At 70.3% G+C, this 18245-nt stretch carries 18 protein-coding genes; 6 read left to right on the forward strand and 12 right to left on the reverse strand.

Translation table 11 applies throughout. The features are described 5' to 3' along the window. Positions 1-13: 13 nt before the first annotated feature. The 6 genes from OG788_RS18780 to clpS all read right to left on the reverse strand — a co-directional run bounded on the left by OG788_RS18780 (position 14) and on the right by clpS (position 3881). Positions 14-292: a MoaD/ThiS family protein gene (locus tag OG788_RS18780; RefSeq protein ID WP_266759229.1), complete on the reverse strand. Its 279-nt coding sequence runs from the start codon at positions 290-292 to the stop codon at positions 14-16. Positions 293-407: 115 nt separating this feature from the next. Beyond that, a complete protein-coding gene (locus tag OG788_RS18785) occupies positions 408-509 on the reverse strand; it encodes a putative leader peptide (protein ID WP_323178808.1) in 102 nt (33 codons plus the stop codon). 79 nt (positions 510-588) lie between these two features. After that, entirely contained in the window at positions 589-1011 is a 423-nt protein-coding gene (locus OG788_RS18790) for a M67 family metallopeptidase (protein ID WP_266759231.1), read from the reverse strand. A gap of 111 nt (positions 1012-1122) precedes the next feature. Beyond that, a complete protein-coding gene (locus tag OG788_RS18795) occupies positions 1123-2574 on the reverse strand; it encodes an amino acid permease (protein WP_406372209.1) in 1452 nt (483 codons plus the stop codon). A gap of 330 nt (positions 2575-2904) precedes the next feature. Continuing rightward, complete coding sequence (locus tag OG788_RS18800) at positions 2905-3510, reverse strand: DUF2017 domain-containing protein (protein ID WP_351541877.1); 606 nt, start codon at positions 3508-3510, stop codon at positions 2905-2907. Positions 3511-3563: 53 nt separating this feature from the next. Further along, the gene (clpS, locus tag OG788_RS18805; protein ID WP_037619207.1) at positions 3564-3881 is read right to left on the reverse strand and encodes an ATP-dependent Clp protease adapter ClpS; all 318 of its coding nucleotides are present in this window, start codon (positions 3879-3881) and stop codon (positions 3564-3566) included. A gap of 119 nt (positions 3882-4000) precedes the next feature. On the opposite strand from clpS, the gene OG788_RS18810 reads away from it, so the two are divergent. Together OG788_RS18810 and OG788_RS18815 are read left to right on the forward strand one after the other, a co-directional pair. Beyond that, positions 4001-5329, forward strand: coding sequence for a nicotinate phosphoribosyltransferase (locus OG788_RS18810; protein WP_351541878.1), 1329 nt, complete (start codon positions 4001-4003; stop codon positions 5327-5329). Positions 5330-5526: 197 nt separating this feature from the next. Then, a complete protein-coding gene (locus OG788_RS18815; RefSeq protein ID WP_406372211.1) occupies positions 5527-6111 on the forward strand; it encodes a nicotinamidase in 585 nt (194 codons plus the stop codon). Between the two features lie 82 nt (positions 6112-6193). Here the strand turns inward: OG788_RS18815 and OG788_RS18820 are convergent, their stop codons facing one another. Both OG788_RS18820 and OG788_RS18825 read right to left on the reverse strand, forming a co-directional pair. Further along, the gene (locus OG788_RS18820) at positions 6194-6529 is read right to left on the reverse strand and encodes a hypothetical protein (RefSeq protein WP_351541880.1); all 336 of its coding nucleotides are present in this window, start codon (positions 6527-6529) and stop codon (positions 6194-6196) included. Positions 6530-6650: 121 nt separating this feature from the next. Then, positions 6651-9005, reverse strand: coding sequence for an immune inhibitor A domain-containing protein (locus tag OG788_RS18825; protein WP_351541881.1), 2355 nt, complete (start codon positions 9003-9005; stop codon positions 6651-6653). Positions 9006-9444: 439 nt separating this feature from the next. Between OG788_RS18825 and OG788_RS18830 the strand changes: the two genes are divergently transcribed. Then, positions 9445-9744, forward strand: a complete 300-nt coding sequence (locus OG788_RS18830; protein WP_406372213.1) for a hypothetical protein — start codon at positions 9445-9447, stop codon at positions 9742-9744. Positions 9745-9904: 160 nt separating this feature from the next. Here the strand turns inward: OG788_RS18830 and OG788_RS18835 are convergent, their stop codons facing one another. Then, entirely contained in the window at positions 9905-10609 is a 705-nt protein-coding gene (locus tag OG788_RS18835; RefSeq protein ID WP_356748088.1) for an RDD family protein, read from the reverse strand. 63 nt (positions 10610-10672) lie between these two features. Continuing rightward, positions 10673-12388, reverse strand: coding sequence for an RDD family protein (locus OG788_RS18840; RefSeq protein ID WP_406372215.1), 1716 nt, complete (start codon positions 12386-12388; stop codon positions 10673-10675). Positions 12389-12668: 280 nt separating this feature from the next. Between OG788_RS18840 and OG788_RS18845 the strand changes: the two genes are divergently transcribed. Then, a complete protein-coding gene (locus OG788_RS18845) occupies positions 12669-13181 on the forward strand; it encodes an SsgA family sporulation/cell division regulator (RefSeq protein ID WP_406372217.1) in 513 nt (170 codons plus the stop codon). Between the two features lie 10 nt (positions 13182-13191). On the opposite strand, the gene OG788_RS18850 is transcribed toward OG788_RS18845, so the two are convergent. After that, a complete protein-coding gene (locus tag OG788_RS18850; protein WP_266759253.1) occupies positions 13192-14598 on the reverse strand; it encodes an FAD-binding oxidoreductase in 1407 nt (468 codons plus the stop codon). A 92-nt stretch (positions 14599-14690) separates the two neighbouring features. Here OG788_RS18850 and OG788_RS18855 point away from each other — a divergent pair, with 92 nt between their 5' ends. Beyond that, the gene (locus tag OG788_RS18855) at positions 14691-16376 is read left to right on the forward strand and encodes a tetratricopeptide repeat protein (protein WP_406372219.1); all 1686 of its coding nucleotides are present in this window, start codon (positions 14691-14693) and stop codon (positions 16374-16376) included. A gap of 120 nt (positions 16377-16496) precedes the next feature. Here the strand turns inward: OG788_RS18855 and hppD are convergent, their stop codons facing one another. Then, positions 16497-17642, reverse strand: coding sequence for a 4-hydroxyphenylpyruvate dioxygenase (gene hppD / locus OG788_RS18860; RefSeq protein ID WP_351541887.1), 1146 nt, complete (start codon positions 17640-17642; stop codon positions 16497-16499). A 122-nt stretch (positions 17643-17764) separates the two neighbouring features. Between hppD and OG788_RS18865 the strand changes: the two genes are divergently transcribed. Beyond that, positions 17765-18235, forward strand: coding sequence for an Lrp/AsnC family transcriptional regulator (locus tag OG788_RS18865; RefSeq protein WP_266765705.1), 471 nt, complete (start codon positions 17765-17767; stop codon positions 18233-18235). The last annotated feature ends 10 nt before the right edge of the window (positions 18236-18245 follow it).

The raw sequence follows: 18245 nt of genomic DNA on the forward strand, positions 1-18245 counted from the left end.
GACCAGCGGCCGATCAGGCCATGCCACCGGCGACGGCCGGCAGGATCGTGACGCTGTCGCCGTCGGTCAGCTTGGTGTTGATGCCGTCGAGGAAGCGGACGTCCTCGTCGTTGAGGTAGACGTTGACGAAGCGGCGCAGCTCGCCGCCGTCGACGATCCGGGCCCGGATGCCCGCGTGACGGGTGTCGAGGTCGGTGAACAGCTCGGCAAGGGTCGCCCCGCCGCCCTCGACGGCCTTCTCGCCGTTCGTGTAGGTGCGGAGGATGGTGGGGATGCGGACCTCGATGGCCATGGTTGCGGGCTCCTGTCGGAAGGAAAGTCAGGTCGGAAGACGCGCGGCGGCGCGGGCAAGGCAGGGGGTACGCCGGTTGCGGTGCCGCGGCTCTCGGCCGTACGGCGGCGGCAGGTCAGCGCGTACAGATGGCGCTCTGCAGCCTGCACAGGTCGACGTGCAGCCGCGCCACGAGCAGTGTGCCCGGCGTCTTTTCGCTCACGTCGTGGAAAACCATGGGCTCATCGTATCGATTCCCGGTACGGGTCCCGGAGTGTGATCTCGCATTCCGGACGCTTTTTGATCGACGGGTGAGATCAGTAGCTCTCCACGACCTTGACCTCCTCCTCCGTGACCTCGCCTTCCACGATCCGGTAGGAGCGGAACTGGAACGGGCCGGCGTCGTCCGTGTCCGCCGTGGAGACCAGCACGTAGTGCGCGCCCGGTTCGTTCGCGTAGGAGAGGTCGGTGCGGGAGGGGTAGGCCTCGGTCGCGGTGTGCGAGTGGTAGATGACGACGGGCTCCTCGTCGCGGTCGTCCATCTCGCGGTAGAGCTTCAGCAGGTCGCCGGAGTCGAACTCGTAGAACGTGGGCGAGCGGGCCGCGTTCAGCATCGGGATGAACCGCTCGGGGCGGTCGGTGCCCGCGGGCCCCGCGACGACGCCGCACGCCTCGTCGGGGTGGTCCTGGCGCGCGTGCGCGACGATCTGGTCGAACAGGGCCTCGGTGATGGTCAGCATGCTGGTCAGGATAGACAGAAGGGCCGTCCCGTACCGAGGTGTGGTACGGGACGGCCCGAATGCCGGACGTCCTGAGCGGTGGCCGGAGCGGCCGGACGTCCGTGGGGGCGGTCAGCCGACGGTCTCGAACTCCTGCTCGCGACGTTCGGTGACCTGCGGGTTGCGGGCCTTGAGGATCGCCCAGCCGATGGCCAGCGCGGCGGCCCAGCCGGCCATCACGTACAGGCAGATGCGCGACTCGGGGTCGTACGCGATCAGGCCGGTGACGAAGAGGAGGAACGCGACCGCGAGGTAGCTGCACTTCGCGCCGCCGGGGGCGGGGAAGGACGAGGCCGGGAGCCGGCCCGCGTCGACCGCGCGGCGGTAGCGGATGTGGCTGACCAGGATCATCAGCCAGGTCCAGATGCCCGCTCCGGTGGCCACCGAGGTGACGTACTGGAAGGCCTTCTCGGGGACGACGTAGTTCAGGATCACGCCGATGCCCATGAAGAGGACCGAGATCGTGATGCCGAGCGCCGGGGTCTTGGTCGAGGACAGCTTGCTGAAGCCCTTGGGGGCCTCGCCGTTGTCGGCGAGGTTGCGCAGCATGCGGCCCGTGGAGTACATGCCCGAGTTGCAGGAGGACAGGGCGGCGGTGAGGACCACGAAGTTGACGATGCCGGCGCCGGCCGGGATGCCGATCACGGCGAACGCCTTCACGAAGGGGCTCACCCCTGGCATGAACTCGGTCCACTTGACGACACAGAGGATGACCGTGAGGGCGCCGACGTAGAAGAGGGCGATGCGCCACGGGAGGGTGTTGATGGCCTTGGGGAGCGTCTTCTCGGGGTTCTCGGACTCGCCCGCCGTGACGCCGACGAGCTCGACGGCGAGGTAGGCGAACATGACGCCCTGGAGGGTCATCAGGGACGAGCCGATGCCGTTGGGGAAGAAGCCGTCGAACTGCCAGAGGTTGCCGACGGCCGCGGTGTCGCCGGCGGAGCTGAAGCCGAAGGTGAGCACGCCCAGGCCGATCACGATCATGCCGATGAGGGCCGTGACCTTGACCATCGAGGCCCAGAACTCGATCTCTCCGAAGAGCTTCACCGAGATCAGGTTGGCCACGAACAGCACGACCAGGAAGACCAGCGCCGACACCCACTGGTGGATCGACGGGAACCAGTAGTGGACGTAGATCGCGGCGGCGGTCAGTTCCGCCATGCCGGTGACCACCCACATCAGCCAGTAGGTCCAGGCCGTGAAGTAGCCGAAGAACGGGCCGAGGAACTCGCGGGAGTACTCCGCGAAGGAGCCCGAGACCGGGCGGTAGAGCAGGAGCTCGCCGAGCGCCCGCATGATGAAGAAGATGATCACGCCCGCGAGGGCGTACATGAGGATGAGACTGGGTCCCGCCTTGGCGATGTTCGCCCCGGCGTTCAGGAAGAGGCCGACGCCGATGGCGCCGCCGATCGCGATCATCTGGACCTGACGGCTGCCGAGCCCGCGCTCGTACCCCTCTTCGGGGGCGTCGCCGCCCACGGCCTCACTGCCGTCGTAACTCTTGCCGACCTGCGATGAGGTCATGTCTGATGCGCCTTTCTCCATGCCGGTCCGAGCCAGTCCCTTGGCTTCGGATCGGTTTCCGATCCCCCCGGATAGGTGGAGCTGTGCCTGGCCGGCGGTCCGCCGGCTCGGTGGCGCACCCGGCGGGACATGGGTGGTGTCCTGCCGGGCGGTCGTGAAGATCTATCACGGCGGCGGCGTTGATCGGTTGAGGGTCGTGTTGCGCAGACCACAGGAAGAACCGGACAAAATGTCGAACCGCGCCCCATAGGACGCGGTTACGGTGACGCGATCGTTATCCGGATTTGAGCGTCCGCTGAGCGAACGCGAGAGGCGTTATGTCCTGACAGGTCAGGGCATAAGGGTTTCGACCAGGGTCTCCTGGAGTCCACCCAGCCAGAGGTACGCCATCACCATCGGCTTGCGGGGGTCCTCGTCCGGGAGGCGGTAGAGGAGATCGGTGTCCTCCTCGTCGACGACGTCGAGCCGGGAACCGATCGCGAGCCGCAGGTCGTTCAGGGCGCGCAGCCACTGCTCGGACTGCGCGGTGGTCAGCTTGAGGACCGCCCCGCCGTCACCGCCGGGCGTCAGGCCGTCCAGCGAGCGGATCATCGTGAGGGCGTTCTCGCGCTTGCCGGCGCGCAGGTCGTTCTCGGTGAAGCGGCGGAACTCCGCGGAGTGGGCCCGCTGCTCGTCGGCCTGCTCGGGCGAGGAGGCCTCGACGTCGGGGCCGCTGTAGGCGTCGGGGAACAGCCGCCGGAGCACCGGGTCGCTCGGCGGCTCGCTGGGGCCCTCCGCGAACAGCTCGGCCAGCGGGTCGGCGGCGGCGTTCTCCGCGGGGCCGGGACCGATGAGCTCCAGGAGCTGGACGGCGAGGGAGCGGATGATGGAGATCTCGACCTCGTCGAGCGCGACGGCCGCGCCGCCGCCGGGGAGCGGTTCGAAGTGTCCAGGCATGGAGTGAGTTCGCTACTTCCGGTCCTGCTCGCGGGTGGGTGACAGGGGTCCGGCTACTTCCGGTCCTGCTGAAGGGTGGCCCACAGACCGTAGCCGTGCATGGCCTGCACGTCGCGCTCCATCTCCTCGCGCGTGCCGCTGGAAACGACGGCCCGGCCCTTGTGGTGGACGTCCATCATCAGCTTGGTGGCCTTGTCCTTGGAGTAGCCGAAGTACGTCTGGAAGACATACGTCACGTAGCTCATGAGGTTGACCGGGTCGTTGTGGACGATCGTGACCCAGGGGACGTCCGGCTCGGGTACGGCGAAGACCTCCTCCGCCGACTCGGTCTTCTCGATCTCTAGAGGTGCGGGAGCCGTCACATCGCCCATGCTGCCACCAGAGGGGGTCACCCGCACAAACGGACCCCCGAAAAGGGGGGCGACTCCCCCGGGAGTCTCCGGATCCTCGGAAATCGTCAAAGTGACGAGATGGGGGTACGATCCCTGCCATGAACACAGCGGACCTTGGGCTGCCGGTGGACGTACCCTCGACGGCGCTCTTCACGGACCAGTACGAGCTGACGATGCTGCGGGCCGCGCTCGCGGCCGGGACCGCCGAGCGGCGCTCGGTCTTCGAGGTCTTCACCCGGCGGCTGCCCGAAGGACGGCGCTACGGAGTCGTCGCGGGCACCGGACGCGTTCTCGACGCGGTCGAGAACTTCCGGTTCGACGCGGACGTCCTCGGCTTTCTGCGCGAGCGCGGCATCGTGGACGAGCCGACCCTCGAGTGGCTCGCCTCGTACCGCTTCGGCGGGGACATCTGGGGCTACCCCGAGGGCGAGGTGTACTTCCCCGGCTCCCCCCTCCTGCGGGTCGAGGGCAGCTTCGCGGAGTGCGTGCTCCTGGAGACGGTGATCCTGTCGATCCTCAACCACGACTCCGCCATCGCGGCCGCCGCCTCCCGGATGGCCTCCGCCGCGGGCGGGCGGCCGCTGATCGAGATGGGCGCCCGGCGCACCCACGAGCTGGCCGCGGTGGCCGCCTCCCGGGCCGCGTACATCGGCGGGTTCACCACCACCTCCGACCTGGCGGCCGGTTTCCGCTACGGCATCCCGACCGTGGGCACCTCCGCGCACGCCTTCACCCTGCTGCACGACGACGAGCGGGACGCCTTCCAGGCCCAGGTGAACTCGCTGGGCCGGGGCACCACGCTGCTCGTGGACACCTACGACGTCGCCGAGGCGGTCCGGACGGCCGTCGAGGTCGCCGGCACCGAGCTCGGCGCGGTGCGCATCGACTCCGGCGACCTGCTGCTCGTCGCCCACCGGGTACGCCAGCAGCTGGACGAGCTGGGCGCGGCCGGGACGAAGATCGTCGTGACCTCCGACCTCGACGAGTACGCCATCGCCTCGCTGGCGGCGGCGCCCGTGGACGCGTACGGCGTCGGCACCCAGCTGGTGACGGGATCCGGCCATCCGACCTGCTCGATGGTCTACAAGCTGGTCGCCCGCGCCGAGTCCGCCGACCCGAAGGCGCCGATGGTGCCGGTGGCCAAGAAGTCCTCCGGCGGGAAGACGTCCATCGGCGGCCGCAAGTGGGCCGCGCGGCGCCTGGACGAGCACGGGGTCGCGGAGGCCGAGGTGATCGGCGTCGGGCCGGTGCCCGCCGAGCTGGCCGACCAGCAGCTCCTGGTCCAGCTGATCAAGGGCGGCCAGGTCCTGGCCCGCGAACCGCTCGACGTCGTACGCGAGCGGCACGCGGACGTCAGGGCCCGGCTGCCGCTGTCGGCGACGCAGCTGTCGCGCGGCGAGCCGGTGCTTCCCACCGAATACGTCTGAGGCGCGGGGGACGGGCGGGGCAGGAGTGGCGCCGCGCATGAACCTCGGGTGAGCGGGAATGCAACGGCAGCGTGCCCGCGCGGGCCGTGGAAGCCGAATACCCCCTCCCGCACCGCCCTCGAAGTCTCTAGGCTCGGAAGTTCAACGGCCGGGCCCGCACCCTTGTCTGCCGCACCCATAGCCGAAGGACACCGCCCATGCGCCGCGCCTTGATCGTCGTAGACGTGCAGAACGACTTCTGCGAGGGAGGCAGCCTCGCGGTGTCCGGGGGCGCCGATGTGGCCGCCGCCATCACGGAGCTGATCGGGCAGGCGCCCGCCGGCTACCGGCATGTCGTCGCCACCCGCGACCTCCACATCGCCCCCGGGGGCCACTTCGCCGACAACCCCGACTACGTGCACTCCTGGCCCGCGCACTGCGTGGCCGGTACCGAGGGGGTGGGCTTCCACCCGAACTTCGCCCCGGCAGTCGCCTCCGGCGCGATCGACGCCGTCTTCGACAAGGGCGCCTACGCGGCGGCGTACAGCGGCTTCGAGGGCGCCGACGAGAACGGCATGCCGCTGGGCGACTGGCTGCGAGCCCGCGGGATCGGCGAGGTCGACGTGGTCGGCATCGCGACCGACCATTGCGTACGGGCGACCGCCCTGGACGCCACGGAGCAGGGCTTTCGCACGACCGTCCTGCTCGACCTGACGGCCGGAGTGGCGGAGGAGACGACGGAACGCGCGTTGGAAGAGCTGCGCGCGGCCGGGGTGGAACTCACGGGCAAACCGGTGGTCTAGCCCGGTCGTCACACCAAGTCACACCAAGCCGCACAGAGTCACAGGACGTCACCACCGGTCCGTTCCGTTCCGGTCCGCGGTGTCACGCCTGGGGAGCCGGACGTCTCAGCAGCGATCTGATCGGGTGCCACAGCTCCTGGGTGAGCTCGGGGACACCGCTGTCGGGGGCCGTGCGCCATATGAGCCCGTCGGGGTGGTGCAGGACCGCGGTGATCTCGTCGGGTGTGGGCGGGGCGGCGTTGCCCCGCAGGTAGACGGCGCGCAGGCCCAGATTGCGCAGGCGCGTCAGGGCGCGGGCCCGGTTCTGGGCGACGACCAGGAACCGTATGCAGCCGGCGCCGGAACCTGCCGGACTGGGCAGGTTCAGCGCCACCACGACGCTGCCGTTCGGCAATCTGCAGAAACCTCCTGCGGCCATGCGGTCACACCCCCGTGCGAGTCGGTGTCAATAAGCCAGGCACAGGACGCACCTAAACACGATCGGCGGCAACCCGCCAGGGGGTTGCCGCCGATACGCTTCTGACCTGCGGAAATACTGACTACTTCACTGCGGGACCGACCTTGAGGGAGATCGTCGAGCCGTCCTTGGCCTCCTTGACGATCTGGATCTTGGTGTTGGTGTCAGTGATCTTGACACCGCCGGTCGGGTTCCTGTTGTCGTAGTAGTCGCTGGTGTGGTCGTTGAAGACCGACACGCCCTTCTTCGACGCGATCTTCGTGGCGACGTCGGCGCTGTGCAGCGTGATGCCGTCCGTGCGGTACAGGCTGAACGTGGAGTCGTAGGCCTGGATGCGGTTGCGCATCAGCGTGCCGTTCTCCCACCACAGGGCCTTCGAGTGCGCGTCGACCGGAAGCGCGAGGCCGACACCCGGGTGCTGGCTGGTGTTGTTGTCCGCCTGCGAGGTGTCCCACTTCCAGATCAACAGGCCGTTCTGGTAGGCGTAGTGCTCCACCCAGTCCGGACGGGTCGTCGAGAAGCCGAAGTTGTACGGGCCGACCTTGAGGGTCTTGTCGTACGAGACGTACTGGCGGTTCTCCGCGAGGTAGTACTGCGCGTAGTCCTTGGTGAAGGAGGCGCCGATGCGGGAGAAGCCACTGGCGGTCCAAGCGGCGTCGGCCGTCTCGGCGTTGTCCGAGAAGAGCGCGGTGCCGTCCGCGGTGACGGTGATCTCGTCGGCCGCGAAGCCCTTCAGCGCCACACCGCCGTCGCTCTGGTAGCGGAAGCGGACGTCGATCTTCTTGCCCGCGTAGGCGTCGAGCGGGTACGCCAGCTTCGCGTACGAGTCGATGGTGCCGGTGAGAACGGGCTTGTCGCTGCCGTCGCGCGGAATCGCGGCGCCGTTCACCGTGCCGTCGAGGGCGGTCCAGTTGGCGCCGCCGTCGGTCGAGACCTCGGTGTACAGGTAGTCGTAGTTCGCCTCGATGTCGTACCAGCCGTCGAGGGTCAGCGTCGCCGACGACTTGCCCGTGAGGTCCACGGACCGGGCCAGCGTGTTCTTCAGGTTGTCACCGCTGCCGCTCCACCACTGGGTCGAGCCCTGCGCCGGAGTGACGACTGTGGTCGTGACCGCCTTCTCCGGCAGCGTGACCACGAGCGCCTGCTTGTTCCAGGTGTTGTACTCGGCGACACCCAGCTTGTGCGTGGACTGCTTGCCAGCCTTGGCCGTGTCGTAGTTCAGCCAGCCGAGCTGGAGCTTGTCCCAGGCGTTGAAGTCGCCGGGGAGGTCGCCGATGGAGTCCTTGCCCCGGCCGAGCCAGGAACCCGAGGACATCAGGGTCCAGAAGCCGGTGGAGTTGTCGCCGCCGGCGGTGTCGTAGTGGTCCGGCAGACCGAGGTCGTGACCGTACTCGTGGGCGAAGACGCCGAGTCCGCCGTTCTCCGGCTGGATGGTGTAGTCGCCGACCCAGATGCCCGTGTCGCCGATCTGGGCGCCGCCGAGCTTGTTGTCGCCCGGACCCGTGGCGCCCGCGTCGGTGCCGAACGCGTACCAGCGGTGGGCCCAGATGGCGTCCTCGCCCTGTACACCGCCGCCCGCGGACTCGTCCTCACCGGCGTGCACGATCTGGAAGTGGTCGATGTAGCCGTCGGGCTCGTTGAAGTTGCCGTCGCCGTCGAAGTCGTAGCGGTCCCACTGGTCGAAGTTCGCCAGGTCCGCCTTGATGGCCGCGTCGGACTTGCCGGCCGCCTTCTGCTGGGCGACCCACGCGGTGACGCCGTCGCTGACGACGTTCCACACGCTCGGGCAGTTCGTGTCGCCGCAGGCGTTGTTGCCGTAACGGGCCTCGTTGAAGGGAACCTTGACCCAGTCGGCGACCTTGCCGTCCACCGAGTAGCGGCCCGAGGACTGCGTCTCGTAGAACTTCTTCATCGACTCGACGTTCTTGCCGGTGCCGAAGTAGAGGTCCTGGAAGTGCTTCTGGTTGTAATCCGCCTGCCAGGCCGTGCTGTTGTCCTTCTTGCGGTCCGGCTTGGCGATCTTGTTGTGCTGCGGACCGGTGGTGCCACCGTACTTCGGGTCCGTCTTGTCGCCGAACTCGACCAGGATCGTGAAGATCTTGTCGGTCTTCTCGCGGCCCAGCTCGACGTACTTGCTGTCGCCCTTCTTGCTCTTCAGCTGGACGACCTGCGAGCCGTTGCGGTTCTGCACCTTGGCGTCGCCGGATATGACCTGGTTCAGCGCCTCCTGGCGCTGGGCGTTCTGGGTCTTGCTCAGCGGGCCGTCGAGGTCGTGGTCGACCGTGTTCTTGACCGGCTGCGGGTCGTGGCGGTCCACGACCGGTGAAGCGGCGGCCGAGTCGGCCTGCGCCACGGCGTACGTCGAGAACGTGGCGGTGGCCGCCGCGAGGGCTACGCCCACTGCGGTTGCTCTGAACGTCCATGGTCTGTTGGTCACTTGATGTCCTCCCCCGCGTGCGTTCACGCGGAGGGGGTTCCGGGTCATGGAGGTCCGCGCGCGCTATCGCGATTCAAGTGACGACATTTGACCGGAGTTACCAAAGAAAAAACAGATCTTGACTTGAACCTGGCAAGTGCATTATGCGGAGCCTCCGTTCGGTATCCGGACGCCCCCGAAACCCCTCAACGGGCGCGCCCATACGTCCACTTGGTGGACGTGATGACTCCGTGCGCCCCCTGTGCACCGGCACCGTGGGTAAGGTCACGCTTACCGGTCGTTCCACTCGGGCATGCAGGCGAATAGAGTCGATTGGCGAAGCGTCGGAAGTCGGCGAAACGCCAAGTCGACACCGTTGTCTCACCCCCGATTTCTATCCGCACCTCCCCCATCGCGAGAGGCACCGGGGGGAGAACCCCCATCCGAGGACACGATTGCCATGCCTCGTCCGACCGCCGCACAGCTCGCCTACGGTTCCTGCACCGTGATCTTCTCCACCCTCGCCATGCTGCTGCTGTCACAGACGAGTTCGAGCCTGGGGATCGTGCTGATCACCCTCTCGGCGCTCGCTCTCGGACTGCTCGTGGCCATGACGGTCCCGCTGCCGAAGCCCGCACCGTCCGCCGCCGCTCCCCTCGTCCGCGAGCGGGTACCGGTGCAGTTCGAGACCGCGTCCGCGTCCGTCTCCGTCTCCGTCTCCTCCGCACCCGAGCCGGTACGCGAACCCGCGGGTCCCTGAAGCCGCGTCCGCGAGCCTGCGGGCCCCGGTGCCCTTCGGCACCGGCGGACTCCCAGGACGCCGCGACCCGGCGCACCCCTCGCTCCGCCCTCGTGCACGAACGGCGGGCCCGTGGATCACGGGCCCGCCGTTCGTCAGTGCGCCGTCGCCGCCCGGCCGGTCATGCTCTGGAGTCGACCACCACCGTCTTGGCCGCCTTGTCGTGCAGGCCCTGCTTGTAGGGCTTGTCGAAGAAACTCCAGCCACCCGCGATCGCGGTCCAGATACAGGCGCAGCAGAACGCGAACGGGATCCACAGGACCAGGGCGCGGACCAGGGAGGTCTGCACGGAGGGCGTCGAGCCGTTGTCGAGGTTGGCGACCCGGTGGTTGAACAGCCTCTTGCCGAGGGTCTGGCCCGACTTGCTGATCATCACGGTGTCGTAGGCGACGAAGAGCACGGCGGCCACCAGAGACTGCCCGAACGACTTGCCGTACTCCATCTTGTCCGAGTCCACGTTGTACTCGGTGACCCCGAGCGCCCAGGACACCAGCCACACCACGATGCCCACCAGGATCATGTCCAGGATCCTCGCCAGCACCCGCTTCCCGCTCTCCGCGAGCGGCGGCATCCCGGCGAGCGGATCGCCGCCGTACGGGCCGCCACCGCCGTAGGGATCACCACCCCCTCCGTAGGGGCCGCCGCCTCCGGACGGGGGCGGCTGACCCCCGAAGGGGGGCGGCTGACTGCCGTAGGGAGGGGTCTGGCCGCCGGGGGGCGGCGGGTCGTACGGGGAACCCCCGCCCTCGGCGGGCGGGGGCTGCTTCTTGAACGGGTCGTCGTCCGGTGGCTGGCCGGGGCCCGGGGGCGGCGGTTCGCTGCTCATGGCCCGAGTCGACCGCGAACCCTCCGGATCCGCACCCGGCGAAGGGCCGTCCGGGCGACGGGATCACCGTTCCACGGCCGCCACGAAGGTGTGCGCCGCCTTGTCGTGCCAGCACTGACGCCAGGGCCGGTCGAACAGGCACCACAGGACGCCGACGACTCCGACGAGCAGGAGACCCGGGACGCTGTAGACGAGCCAGCGGCCCAGGGCCCGTCCGAAGGTCGGCGGTTCGTGGCCCTCTATGTCGCGCACCTCGACGCCGCACAGCTTCTTGCCCAGGGTGCGGCCCCACTTGGCGGTGGGCAGGACCTCGTAGAGGACGCCGAAGAGAAGCAGTACGGCGAGGACGATGCCGAAGCAGGTGGCGGTCGTTCCGTCGAGCAGCCAGACGGTGACCTTCTCGCCCGACAGTTCGGCCGCGTCGATCTTCTCGTTGACGTGGTCGACCGCCCTGGTGCCCAGCGGCACGGCGGCCGCCGCGGTGACACCGGCGAGGACGACGGTGTCCACCAGCCGGGCGGCCAGCCGTCGGCCGAGGCCGGCCGGACGGGCCTCCGATTGCCGCCGAGCGGCCGCCTGGAAGACGTCGTCGACCGGCGGCTTCCACGGCGTGACGCGCTGCCCCTCCTCGGCCGGATCCCCCGCGAGCCGGTGCACCTGCTGGGCCCAGGAGGGCTGGCCGCCGCCGACTCCGGAGGCCATGGGCGTGGCGCCGCCGGACTGCTGAGGGACGGCGGGGGCGGGGGCGGCCTGCGCGGCGGACGCCTGGGCCGCCTGGACGGCCGGCGACGGGGCCGCCGATGCCTGGGCCGCCTGCCCGGCTCCGAAGCCTCCTCCGGCCGACACGGCGGAGGCGGCGGACGGACCGGTCGCGGCGGACGGACCGGACGTGGCCGACGGACCGGACGTGGCGGGTGCGCCCGGCGGAGCCGCCGCCGGAGCCGTGCCTCCGTCGCGCGCCCCGCTCTGCTGCTCCGTGCGCGGGGAGAGCGCACGGAATTCGGGGGCGCCCTCGGAAGGGACGGGGCTCTGGGCGCCCGGGGTGGCGGTGGGGTGTCCGGCGCCGGACTGCCCGGCGCCCGCGGCGACCCCGGTCCCGCTCCGGCCGTCGGCTCCGCCCGGACCCACGTCGCCCGTACCGCTCGTAGCGCCCGTGTGCGTCGCGCCCTCCGATCCCGTGGGCGTCACCGGCCCCGTGGGCCGGCGGAAGACCACGGGCCCTCCGGACGCCGGGGGCCGGATGCCGCCGGAGTCGGCGGGCGGGATCGTCGCCGTACCGTCCGTGCGCGCCGCCGCCCCGTCGGGGCGGCTCACCGCGTCGGCGGGCTGCGTCGTGTGCGCGACGCGCGGGTCGGGTCCCTGGGGCGCGCCCCAGGACACCCGGCGGTCCTGGTCGCCGCCGAAGCCGGACTGCTGGGAGCGGTCGGCGCCCCAAGCGGTGGCGGGCTCGGGCCGGCTGCCGTGCTGCGCCTCGGCGGGGGTGGCGCGGCGGGGCTGCGGGTCCTCGTCGAAGAAGTGCGGGCCCGTCTCCTCCGCCGTGGGGGTGCCTCCGTGTCCGAGCGCCGACGAGAACTCGGGGGAGGGCGCCGGAGCGGGCACATGCGCGGGGCGCACGCCGGCCGGCGGGGCGAGCGCCTCGCCGCCCGAGGGTGCCGGGCGGCTCGTGCCCGGCACCCAGGCGGCGCCGTTCCAGTACCGGACATATCCAGGAATGGAGGGGTCCGGGTAATACCCTTCGCGGGGCCTGTCGTCACCGGGGGCCGGGGTTGGGGCGCTCATGTCCGTCGTCCCGTATCTGCTCGGGGGTCTGATTGAGGGTCCACATCTATCAGACCGGCGCACGCGTCACGGCCGGTCCCGCGGTACCCACCCCTTTCGGGCAAGGTTCCGCCCTCTCTTGCGAGCGGACTTCCGAGGCTGTGCGCGGTGTGCCCGAAGGAGGGACGGAACGGGCCCGAAAAAAATTCTCCGAACCCGCGTAATGGTTCCACCGCGAGGCGCTCTCCACTCGTACGGGCCCGTCCACAGGAGCCCGTACGACGAGAGGAAGCGCATCGACATGCACACCGTGGTGGAACGCGAGCTGGAGCTCAAGCTCGTCCTGTCGCCCGAGCGCAGCATCCCTGTGCCGGCACGCCTCAGCTACCGCACCGAGGACCCGTACGCCGTCCACATCACCTTCCACATCGGCTCCGACCATCCCGTCAACTGGACCTTCGCCCGTGAGCTGCTGGTCGAGGGGGTGTTCCGGCCGTGCGGCCACGGCGATGTGCGGGTGTGGCCGACCAAGGTCGCCGGGCGGGGCGTCGTCCTGATGGCACTGAGCTCGCCGGACGGCGACGCGCTGCTCGAAGCGCCGGCCACGCAGGTCTCGGCCTGGCTGGAGCGCACGCTCAGGGCGGTGCCCCCGGGCTCAGAGGCCGATCGGCTCGGCATCGACGCCGGTCTGGCCGAGCTGCTCGCGCCGTCCCCGAGGCTCTCGCCCTCGCTCGATCAGGGGGGATCCCCGTCGCCCGACGACCTGTGGCTGCGCGACCCGTGGCCGTCGGACGAGTCCGCGGACGGTGAGTAGCCCTGGAGTCTCAGAACAGCTTGCCCGGGTTCAGGATGCCCAGCGGGTCGAACGCCGTCTTGATGGCCCGCTGCATCTCCACGCCCACCGGGCCGATCTCGCGGGCCAGCCACTCCTTCTTCAGGACGCCCACGCCGTGCTCGCCGGTGATCGTGCCGCCGAGTTCCAGGCCCAGGGCCATGATCTCGTCGAAGGACTCGCGGGCCCGCCGGGACTCGTCGGGGTCGGTCGCGTCGAAGCAGACGGTGGGATGCGTGTTGCCGTCGCCCGCGTGCGCGCAGACGCCGATGGTCAGGGCGTACTTCTCGGCGACGCGCTCGATGCCGTCGAGCATGTCGCCGAGCCGGGAGCGCGGCACGCACACGTCGTCGATCATCGTGGTGCCCTTGACCGCCTCGAGCGCGGTGAGCGACAGCCGGCGGGCCTGGAGGAGGAGTTCGGACTCGGCCGCGTCCTCTGCCGGCACCACCTGCGTCGCGCCGGCGGCCTCGCAGAGCGCGCCCACCACGGCGAGGTCGGCCGCCGGGTCGTGGGTGTCGAAGGCGGCGAGCAGGAGCGCCTCGGTGGTCTCCGGGAGGCCCATGTGCGCGAGGTCGTTGACGGCCTTGACGGTCGTACGGTCCATCAGCTCCAGGAGGGACGGCACATGGCCGCCCTCCATGATCCGGCAGACGGCGTCGCACGCGGCCCGCGCCGACCCGAACTCGGCGGCCAGGACCAGCTGCTGGGGCGGCTGCGGCCGCAGCGCCAGGATCGCCCTTACGACGATGCCGAGCGAGCCCTCGGAGCCCACGAAGAGCCGGGTCAGGTCGTATCCGGCGACGCCCTTGGCGGTGCGGCGTCCGGTGGACATCAGCCGCCCGTCGGCGAGGACGACGTCCAGGCCGAGGACGTACTCGGCCGTCACGCCGTACTTCACGCAGCACAGGCCGCCGGAGGCCGTGCCGATGTTGCCGCCGATGGTGCACATCTCCCAGCTGGAGGGGTCCGGCGGGTAGTACAGGCCGTGTTCGCCCACGGCGCGGGAGAGCGCGGCGTTGATGACGCCGGGTTCGACGACGGCGATGCGGTCGACCGGATTGATCTCCAGGATGCGGTCCATCTTCACCAGGGACAGCACGACGCAGCCGTCGGAGGCGTTGGCCGCTCCGGACAGGCCGGTGCGGGCGCCCTGCGGGACGACCGGGACGCGCAGTTCGGTCGCGACGCGCATGATGTGCTGGACCTGCTCGACGGTGCGCGGCAGGACGACCACGGAGGGTGTGCCGGCCTCGCAGAAACTCGCCATGTCGTTGGCGTAGGAGGCCGTGACGTCCGGGTCGGTGAGGACGGCCTCGTCCGGCAGACCGCTCCGCAGACGGTCGAGAAGGTTGCCGGTCGCTTCGTCGCGCGGGGCTTCGATACGGCTCATGATCACAGCGTCGCACTCGGGGCCATCGGTGTGAACCCCATCCGCGCGGGGCTTGGCCTGCCGGGGTGCGGTCTTCGTATTGACGCACAGTGAGCGGCATGGAGATCGAACAGCGACAGCCGGTGCCCGCCGGGTCGGGGCCCGCGGAGCCCGTCGGCCCGCAGTCCCCGGAACCCTCCGGTCCGCGCCGTTCCCCGCTCACCCGGCGGGCGCTGATCGGCGCGGTCGCCGGCTGCGCCGTTCTCGGCGGCCTGGTGGTGCTGCTGCCCTCGCTGGGGTCTGACGGGGCGGCGCGGCCCGCTCCGGGTCCGGTGGCCCGGGCCGTGACCGCGGTGGGCTCCGGGGTTCCGGCCGCGCTGCCCGATCTCGAGGCGCTCATCGACGACCACGAGGGTCATCTGCGGGCCCATCCGCGCGACGACCGGTCGTGGGCGGTGCTCGGCGTCGCGTACACGGAGCGGGCGCGGCGGACGGCGGTGGCCGCGTACTACCCGAAGGCCGAGAAGGCGCTGCGCACCTCGCTGCGGGTGCGGCCGAAGGCCAACGCGGAGGCGCTGGACGGTCTCGCCGGTCTCGCCGCCGCGCGGCGTGACTTCCGGGCCGCGAAGGAGTGGGGCGAGGCGGCGGTGAAGCTGGCGCCGAAGCGGTGGACGACGTATCCGTCGCTCATCGACGCGTACACCGGGCTCGGTGACTACAAGGCCACGCGCAGGGCCCTCGACAAGCTGCTCGGCCTGCGTTCCGGACCGGCGGCCCGGGCCGTGGCGTCGCGCGTGTACCAGGACCGCGGCTGGCGTGAGGACGCCGCGGCGGCGATCTCGGACGCGGCGGCGGGTGCGGCGACCCCCTCCGAGCGGGCGGTGTTCCTCCAGCAGGCCGGTGATCTCGCGTGGGAACGCGGCGACCTCCAGGAGTCGCTGCACTACTACCGGGCCGCGGTGAACACCGACGCCGACGAGCACGGCGCGCTCGCCGGCCAGGGGCGCGCGCTGGCGGCGCTCGGGCGTACCTCGGAGGCGCTGCGCGCGTACCGGGCGGCGCTCGCCAAGCGGCCCGCGCCGCGTTACGCGCTGGAGCTGGGCGAGCTGTACGAGAAGCTGGGGCTCGGCGGGGCCGCGCGCGTGCAGTACGACCTGGTGCGGGAGCTGGTGCAGCGCGACGCCGTCGCGGGTGTGGACGACGAGCTGGTCCTCGGGCGCTTCGAGGCGGACCACGGCGATCCGCAGGCCGCGGTGCGAGCGCTGCGCGTGGAGTGGCAGCGGCACCCCGGCATCGCGGTGGCGGACGCGCTGGGCTGGGCGCTGCACCGCGCCGGGGACAACGAGGAGGCGCTGAAGTTCGCCGAGCGGACCATGGACAAGGAGCACGGGGGCGAGGTGCGCAGCGCGCTGTACGTGTATCACCGGGGGCAGATCGAGCGGGAGCTGGGGCGGTCCGGGCCGGCCCGCCGTCATCTCGCGGAGGCGTTGCGGATCAATCCGAATTTCTCGCCGCTGCTGGCACCCGCGGCCCGGGAGGCCCTGGCGGCCCTGGGCGAGCCACCGGCCGAGGGCCTGCCGGATCTGTCGGAGGAATCGGACGGGTCCGAGGAGTCCGGGGGGACCGGGGAGACCGGGGAGACGGAGCGGTCCGGGCAGTCCGGGCGGTCCGAGGAAGCCGTGGGGTCGACGGGCGCGGCGGGATCGTCGTCGTCACCCCGGCCCGGCTCTGCCGGCACGGCGGCTCCGTCGGCCGCGCCGGAGCCTCCCTCGGCTCCCGCTCCGAGGCCTTCCGAGGCGCGGTGAGACGCCGCGGCACCCACCTGTGGTGAACGCCGGGAACAGGCGTGTCCGGTGGACGCCGCGGGGGCGTCCACCGGACACGCGAGGCACAACCGGCCCTCAGGAGTTGCCCGCTCCACGGGCTCAGAGGTTGCCGCGCTTCTCCTGCTCGCGCTCGATCGCCTCGAACAGGGCCTTGAAGTTGCCCTTGCCGAAGCCCATCGAGCCGTGCCGCTCGATCATCTCGAAGAAGACGGTCGGACGGTCCTGGACCGGCTTGGTGAAGATCTGGAGCAGATAGCCGTCCTCGTCGCGGTCGACGAGGATCTTCAGCTCGCGCAGGGTCTCGACGGGGACGCGGGTGTCACCGGCCCACTCGCCGAGCGTGTCGTAGTACGAGTCGGGAGTGTCGAGGAACTGCACACCGGCCGCGCGCATGGTCCGTACGGTCCGGACGATGTCGTTGGTGTTCAGCGCGATGTGCTGGACGCCCGCGCCGCCGTAGAACTCCAGGTACTCGTCGATCTGGGACTTCTTCTTGGCGATGGCGGGCTCGTTGATCGGGAACTTGACCTTGAGCGTGCCGTCGGCGACGACCTTCGACATCAGCGCGCTGTACTCGGTCGCGATGTCGTCGCCCACGAACTCCTTCATGTTCGTGAAGCCCATGACCTTGTTGTAGAAGCCGACCCAGTCGTTCATCCGGCCGAGCTCGACGTTGCCGACGCAGTGGTCGATGGCCTGGAAGGTCCGCTGGGCGGGCGGCTCGACGATCGGCGCGGCGGCCACGAATCCCGGCAGGTAGGGGCCGTCGTAACCGGTCCGCTCGACGAGCGTGTGGCGGGTCTTGCCGTACGTGGCGATCGCGGCGAGGACGACCGTGCCGTTCTCGTCCTTGAGCTCGTACGGCTCGGCGATCGAGGTGGCGCCGTGCTCGACGGCGTAGGCGTACGCGGCGCGCGCGTCCGGGACCTCGATGGCGAGGTCGACGACGCCGTCGCCGTGCTCCGCCACGTGCTCGGCAAGGAAGTGGCCCCAGGTGGTGGCGGGCTTGATCACGGAGGTGAACACGAACCGCGCCGAGCCGTTCTCGAGGACGTACGACGCCGTCTCGCGGCTGCCGTTCTCCGGTCCGGAGTAGGCGACGAGCCGCATGCCGAAGGCCGTGGAGTAGTAGTGCGCGGCCTGCTTGGCGTTGCCGACGGCGAAGACGACCGCGTCCATTCCCTTGACCGGGAAGGGGTCGGCCTGCCGGGCGGTGTCGGGAGTGTGGTGTGTGGTCTGCGTCATGGCCGCAGGCTCCCTCCGTTCCGCAAGGTGCGCAATAGTTCGCGTATCGACTGAACAATGTGTGCAGCGAGAGGCCCGAAGCTGCGGGCTTTCTGTACATGATGACCATCTCGGAGGCCCGCATGGCGATCGATCATCTGGACGGGCGGCTGCTGGTGCTGCTGGCGAAGGAGCCGCGTATCGGGGTGCTGGAGATGTCGCGACGGCTCGGGGTCGCGCGGGGAACGGTGCAGGCCAGGCTGGACCGGCTTCAGTCGAACGGAGTCATCCGCGGCTTCGGTCCGCAGGTCGATCCGACGGCCCTCGGGTATCCGGTCACGGCGTTCGCCACGCTCCAGATCCGGCAGGGGCAAGGCGCCGACGTACGGGCCCACTTGGCGACCGTGCCCGAGGTCCTGGAGCTGCACACGACCACCGGCAGCGGGGACATGCTCTGCCGGCTGGTGGCCCGCTCGAACGCCGATCTCCAGCGGGTGATCGACCGGGTCGTCGGTTTTGATGGCATCGTCCGGGCCTCCACGGCGATCGTCATGGAAAACCCGGTTCCGCTGCGGATCATCCCGCTCGTGGAACAGGCGGCGACCGAGCACTGACCCGATGAGC

The sequence above is a fragment of the Streptomyces sp. NBC_00647 genome (assembly GCF_045207245.1).
Taxonomy (GTDB): domain Bacteria; phylum Actinomycetota; class Actinomycetes; order Streptomycetales; family Streptomycetaceae; genus Streptomyces.

Excerpts from the sequence above, each read along its gene's own strand:
- OG788_RS18830 (WP_406372213.1), top strand. The coding sequence starts at position 9,445 with ATGCCTCGTCCGACCGCCGCACAGCTCGCCTACGGTTCCTGCACCGTG.
- OG788_RS18820 (WP_351541880.1), bottom strand. The coding sequence starts at position 6,529 with ATGGCCGCAGGAGGTTTCTGCAGATTGCCGAACGGCAGCGTCGTGGTG.
- OG788_RS18790 (WP_266759231.1), bottom strand. The coding sequence starts at position 1,011 with ATGCTGACCATCACCGAGGCCCTGTTCGACCAGATCGTCGCGCACGCG.
- OG788_RS18835 (WP_356748088.1), bottom strand. The coding sequence starts at position 10,609 with ATGAGCAGCGAACCGCCGCCCCCGGGCCCCGGCCAGCCACCGGACGAC.
- OG788_RS18815 (WP_406372211.1), top strand. The coding sequence starts at position 5,527 with ATGCGCCGCGCCTTGATCGTCGTAGACGTGCAGAACGACTTCTGCGAG.
- OG788_RS18845 (WP_406372217.1), top strand. The coding sequence starts at position 12,669 with ATGCACACCGTGGTGGAACGCGAGCTGGAGCTCAAGCTCGTCCTGTCG.
- hppD (WP_351541887.1), bottom strand. The coding sequence starts at position 17,642 with ATGACGCAGACCACACACCACACTCCCGACACCGCCCGGCAGGCCGAC.
- OG788_RS18800 (WP_351541877.1), bottom strand. The coding sequence starts at position 3,510 with ATGCCTGGACACTTCGAACCGCTCCCCGGCGGCGGCGCGGCCGTCGCG.
- OG788_RS18780 (WP_266759229.1), bottom strand. The coding sequence starts at position 292 with ATGGCCATCGAGGTCCGCATCCCCACCATCCTCCGCACCTACACGAAC.
- clpS (WP_037619207.1), bottom strand. The coding sequence starts at position 3,881 with ATGGGCGATGTGACGGCTCCCGCACCTCTAGAGATCGAGAAGACCGAG.
- OG788_RS18865 (WP_266765705.1), top strand. The coding sequence starts at position 17,765 with ATGGCGATCGATCATCTGGACGGGCGGCTGCTGGTGCTGCTGGCGAAG.
- OG788_RS18785 (WP_323178808.1), bottom strand. The coding sequence starts at position 509 with ATGGTTTTCCACGACGTGAGCGAAAAGACGCCGGGCACACTGCTCGTG.
- OG788_RS18795 (WP_406372209.1), bottom strand. The coding sequence starts at position 2,574 with ATGACCTCATCGCAGGTCGGCAAGAGTTACGACGGCAGTGAGGCCGTG.
- OG788_RS18810 (WP_351541878.1), top strand. The coding sequence starts at position 4,001 with ATGAACACAGCGGACCTTGGGCTGCCGGTGGACGTACCCTCGACGGCG.
- OG788_RS18840 (WP_406372215.1), bottom strand. The coding sequence starts at position 12,388 with ATGAGCGCCCCAACCCCGGCCCCCGGTGACGACAGGCCCCGCGAAGGG.
- OG788_RS18855 (WP_406372219.1), top strand. The coding sequence starts at position 14,691 with ATGGAGATCGAACAGCGACAGCCGGTGCCCGCCGGGTCGGGGCCCGCG.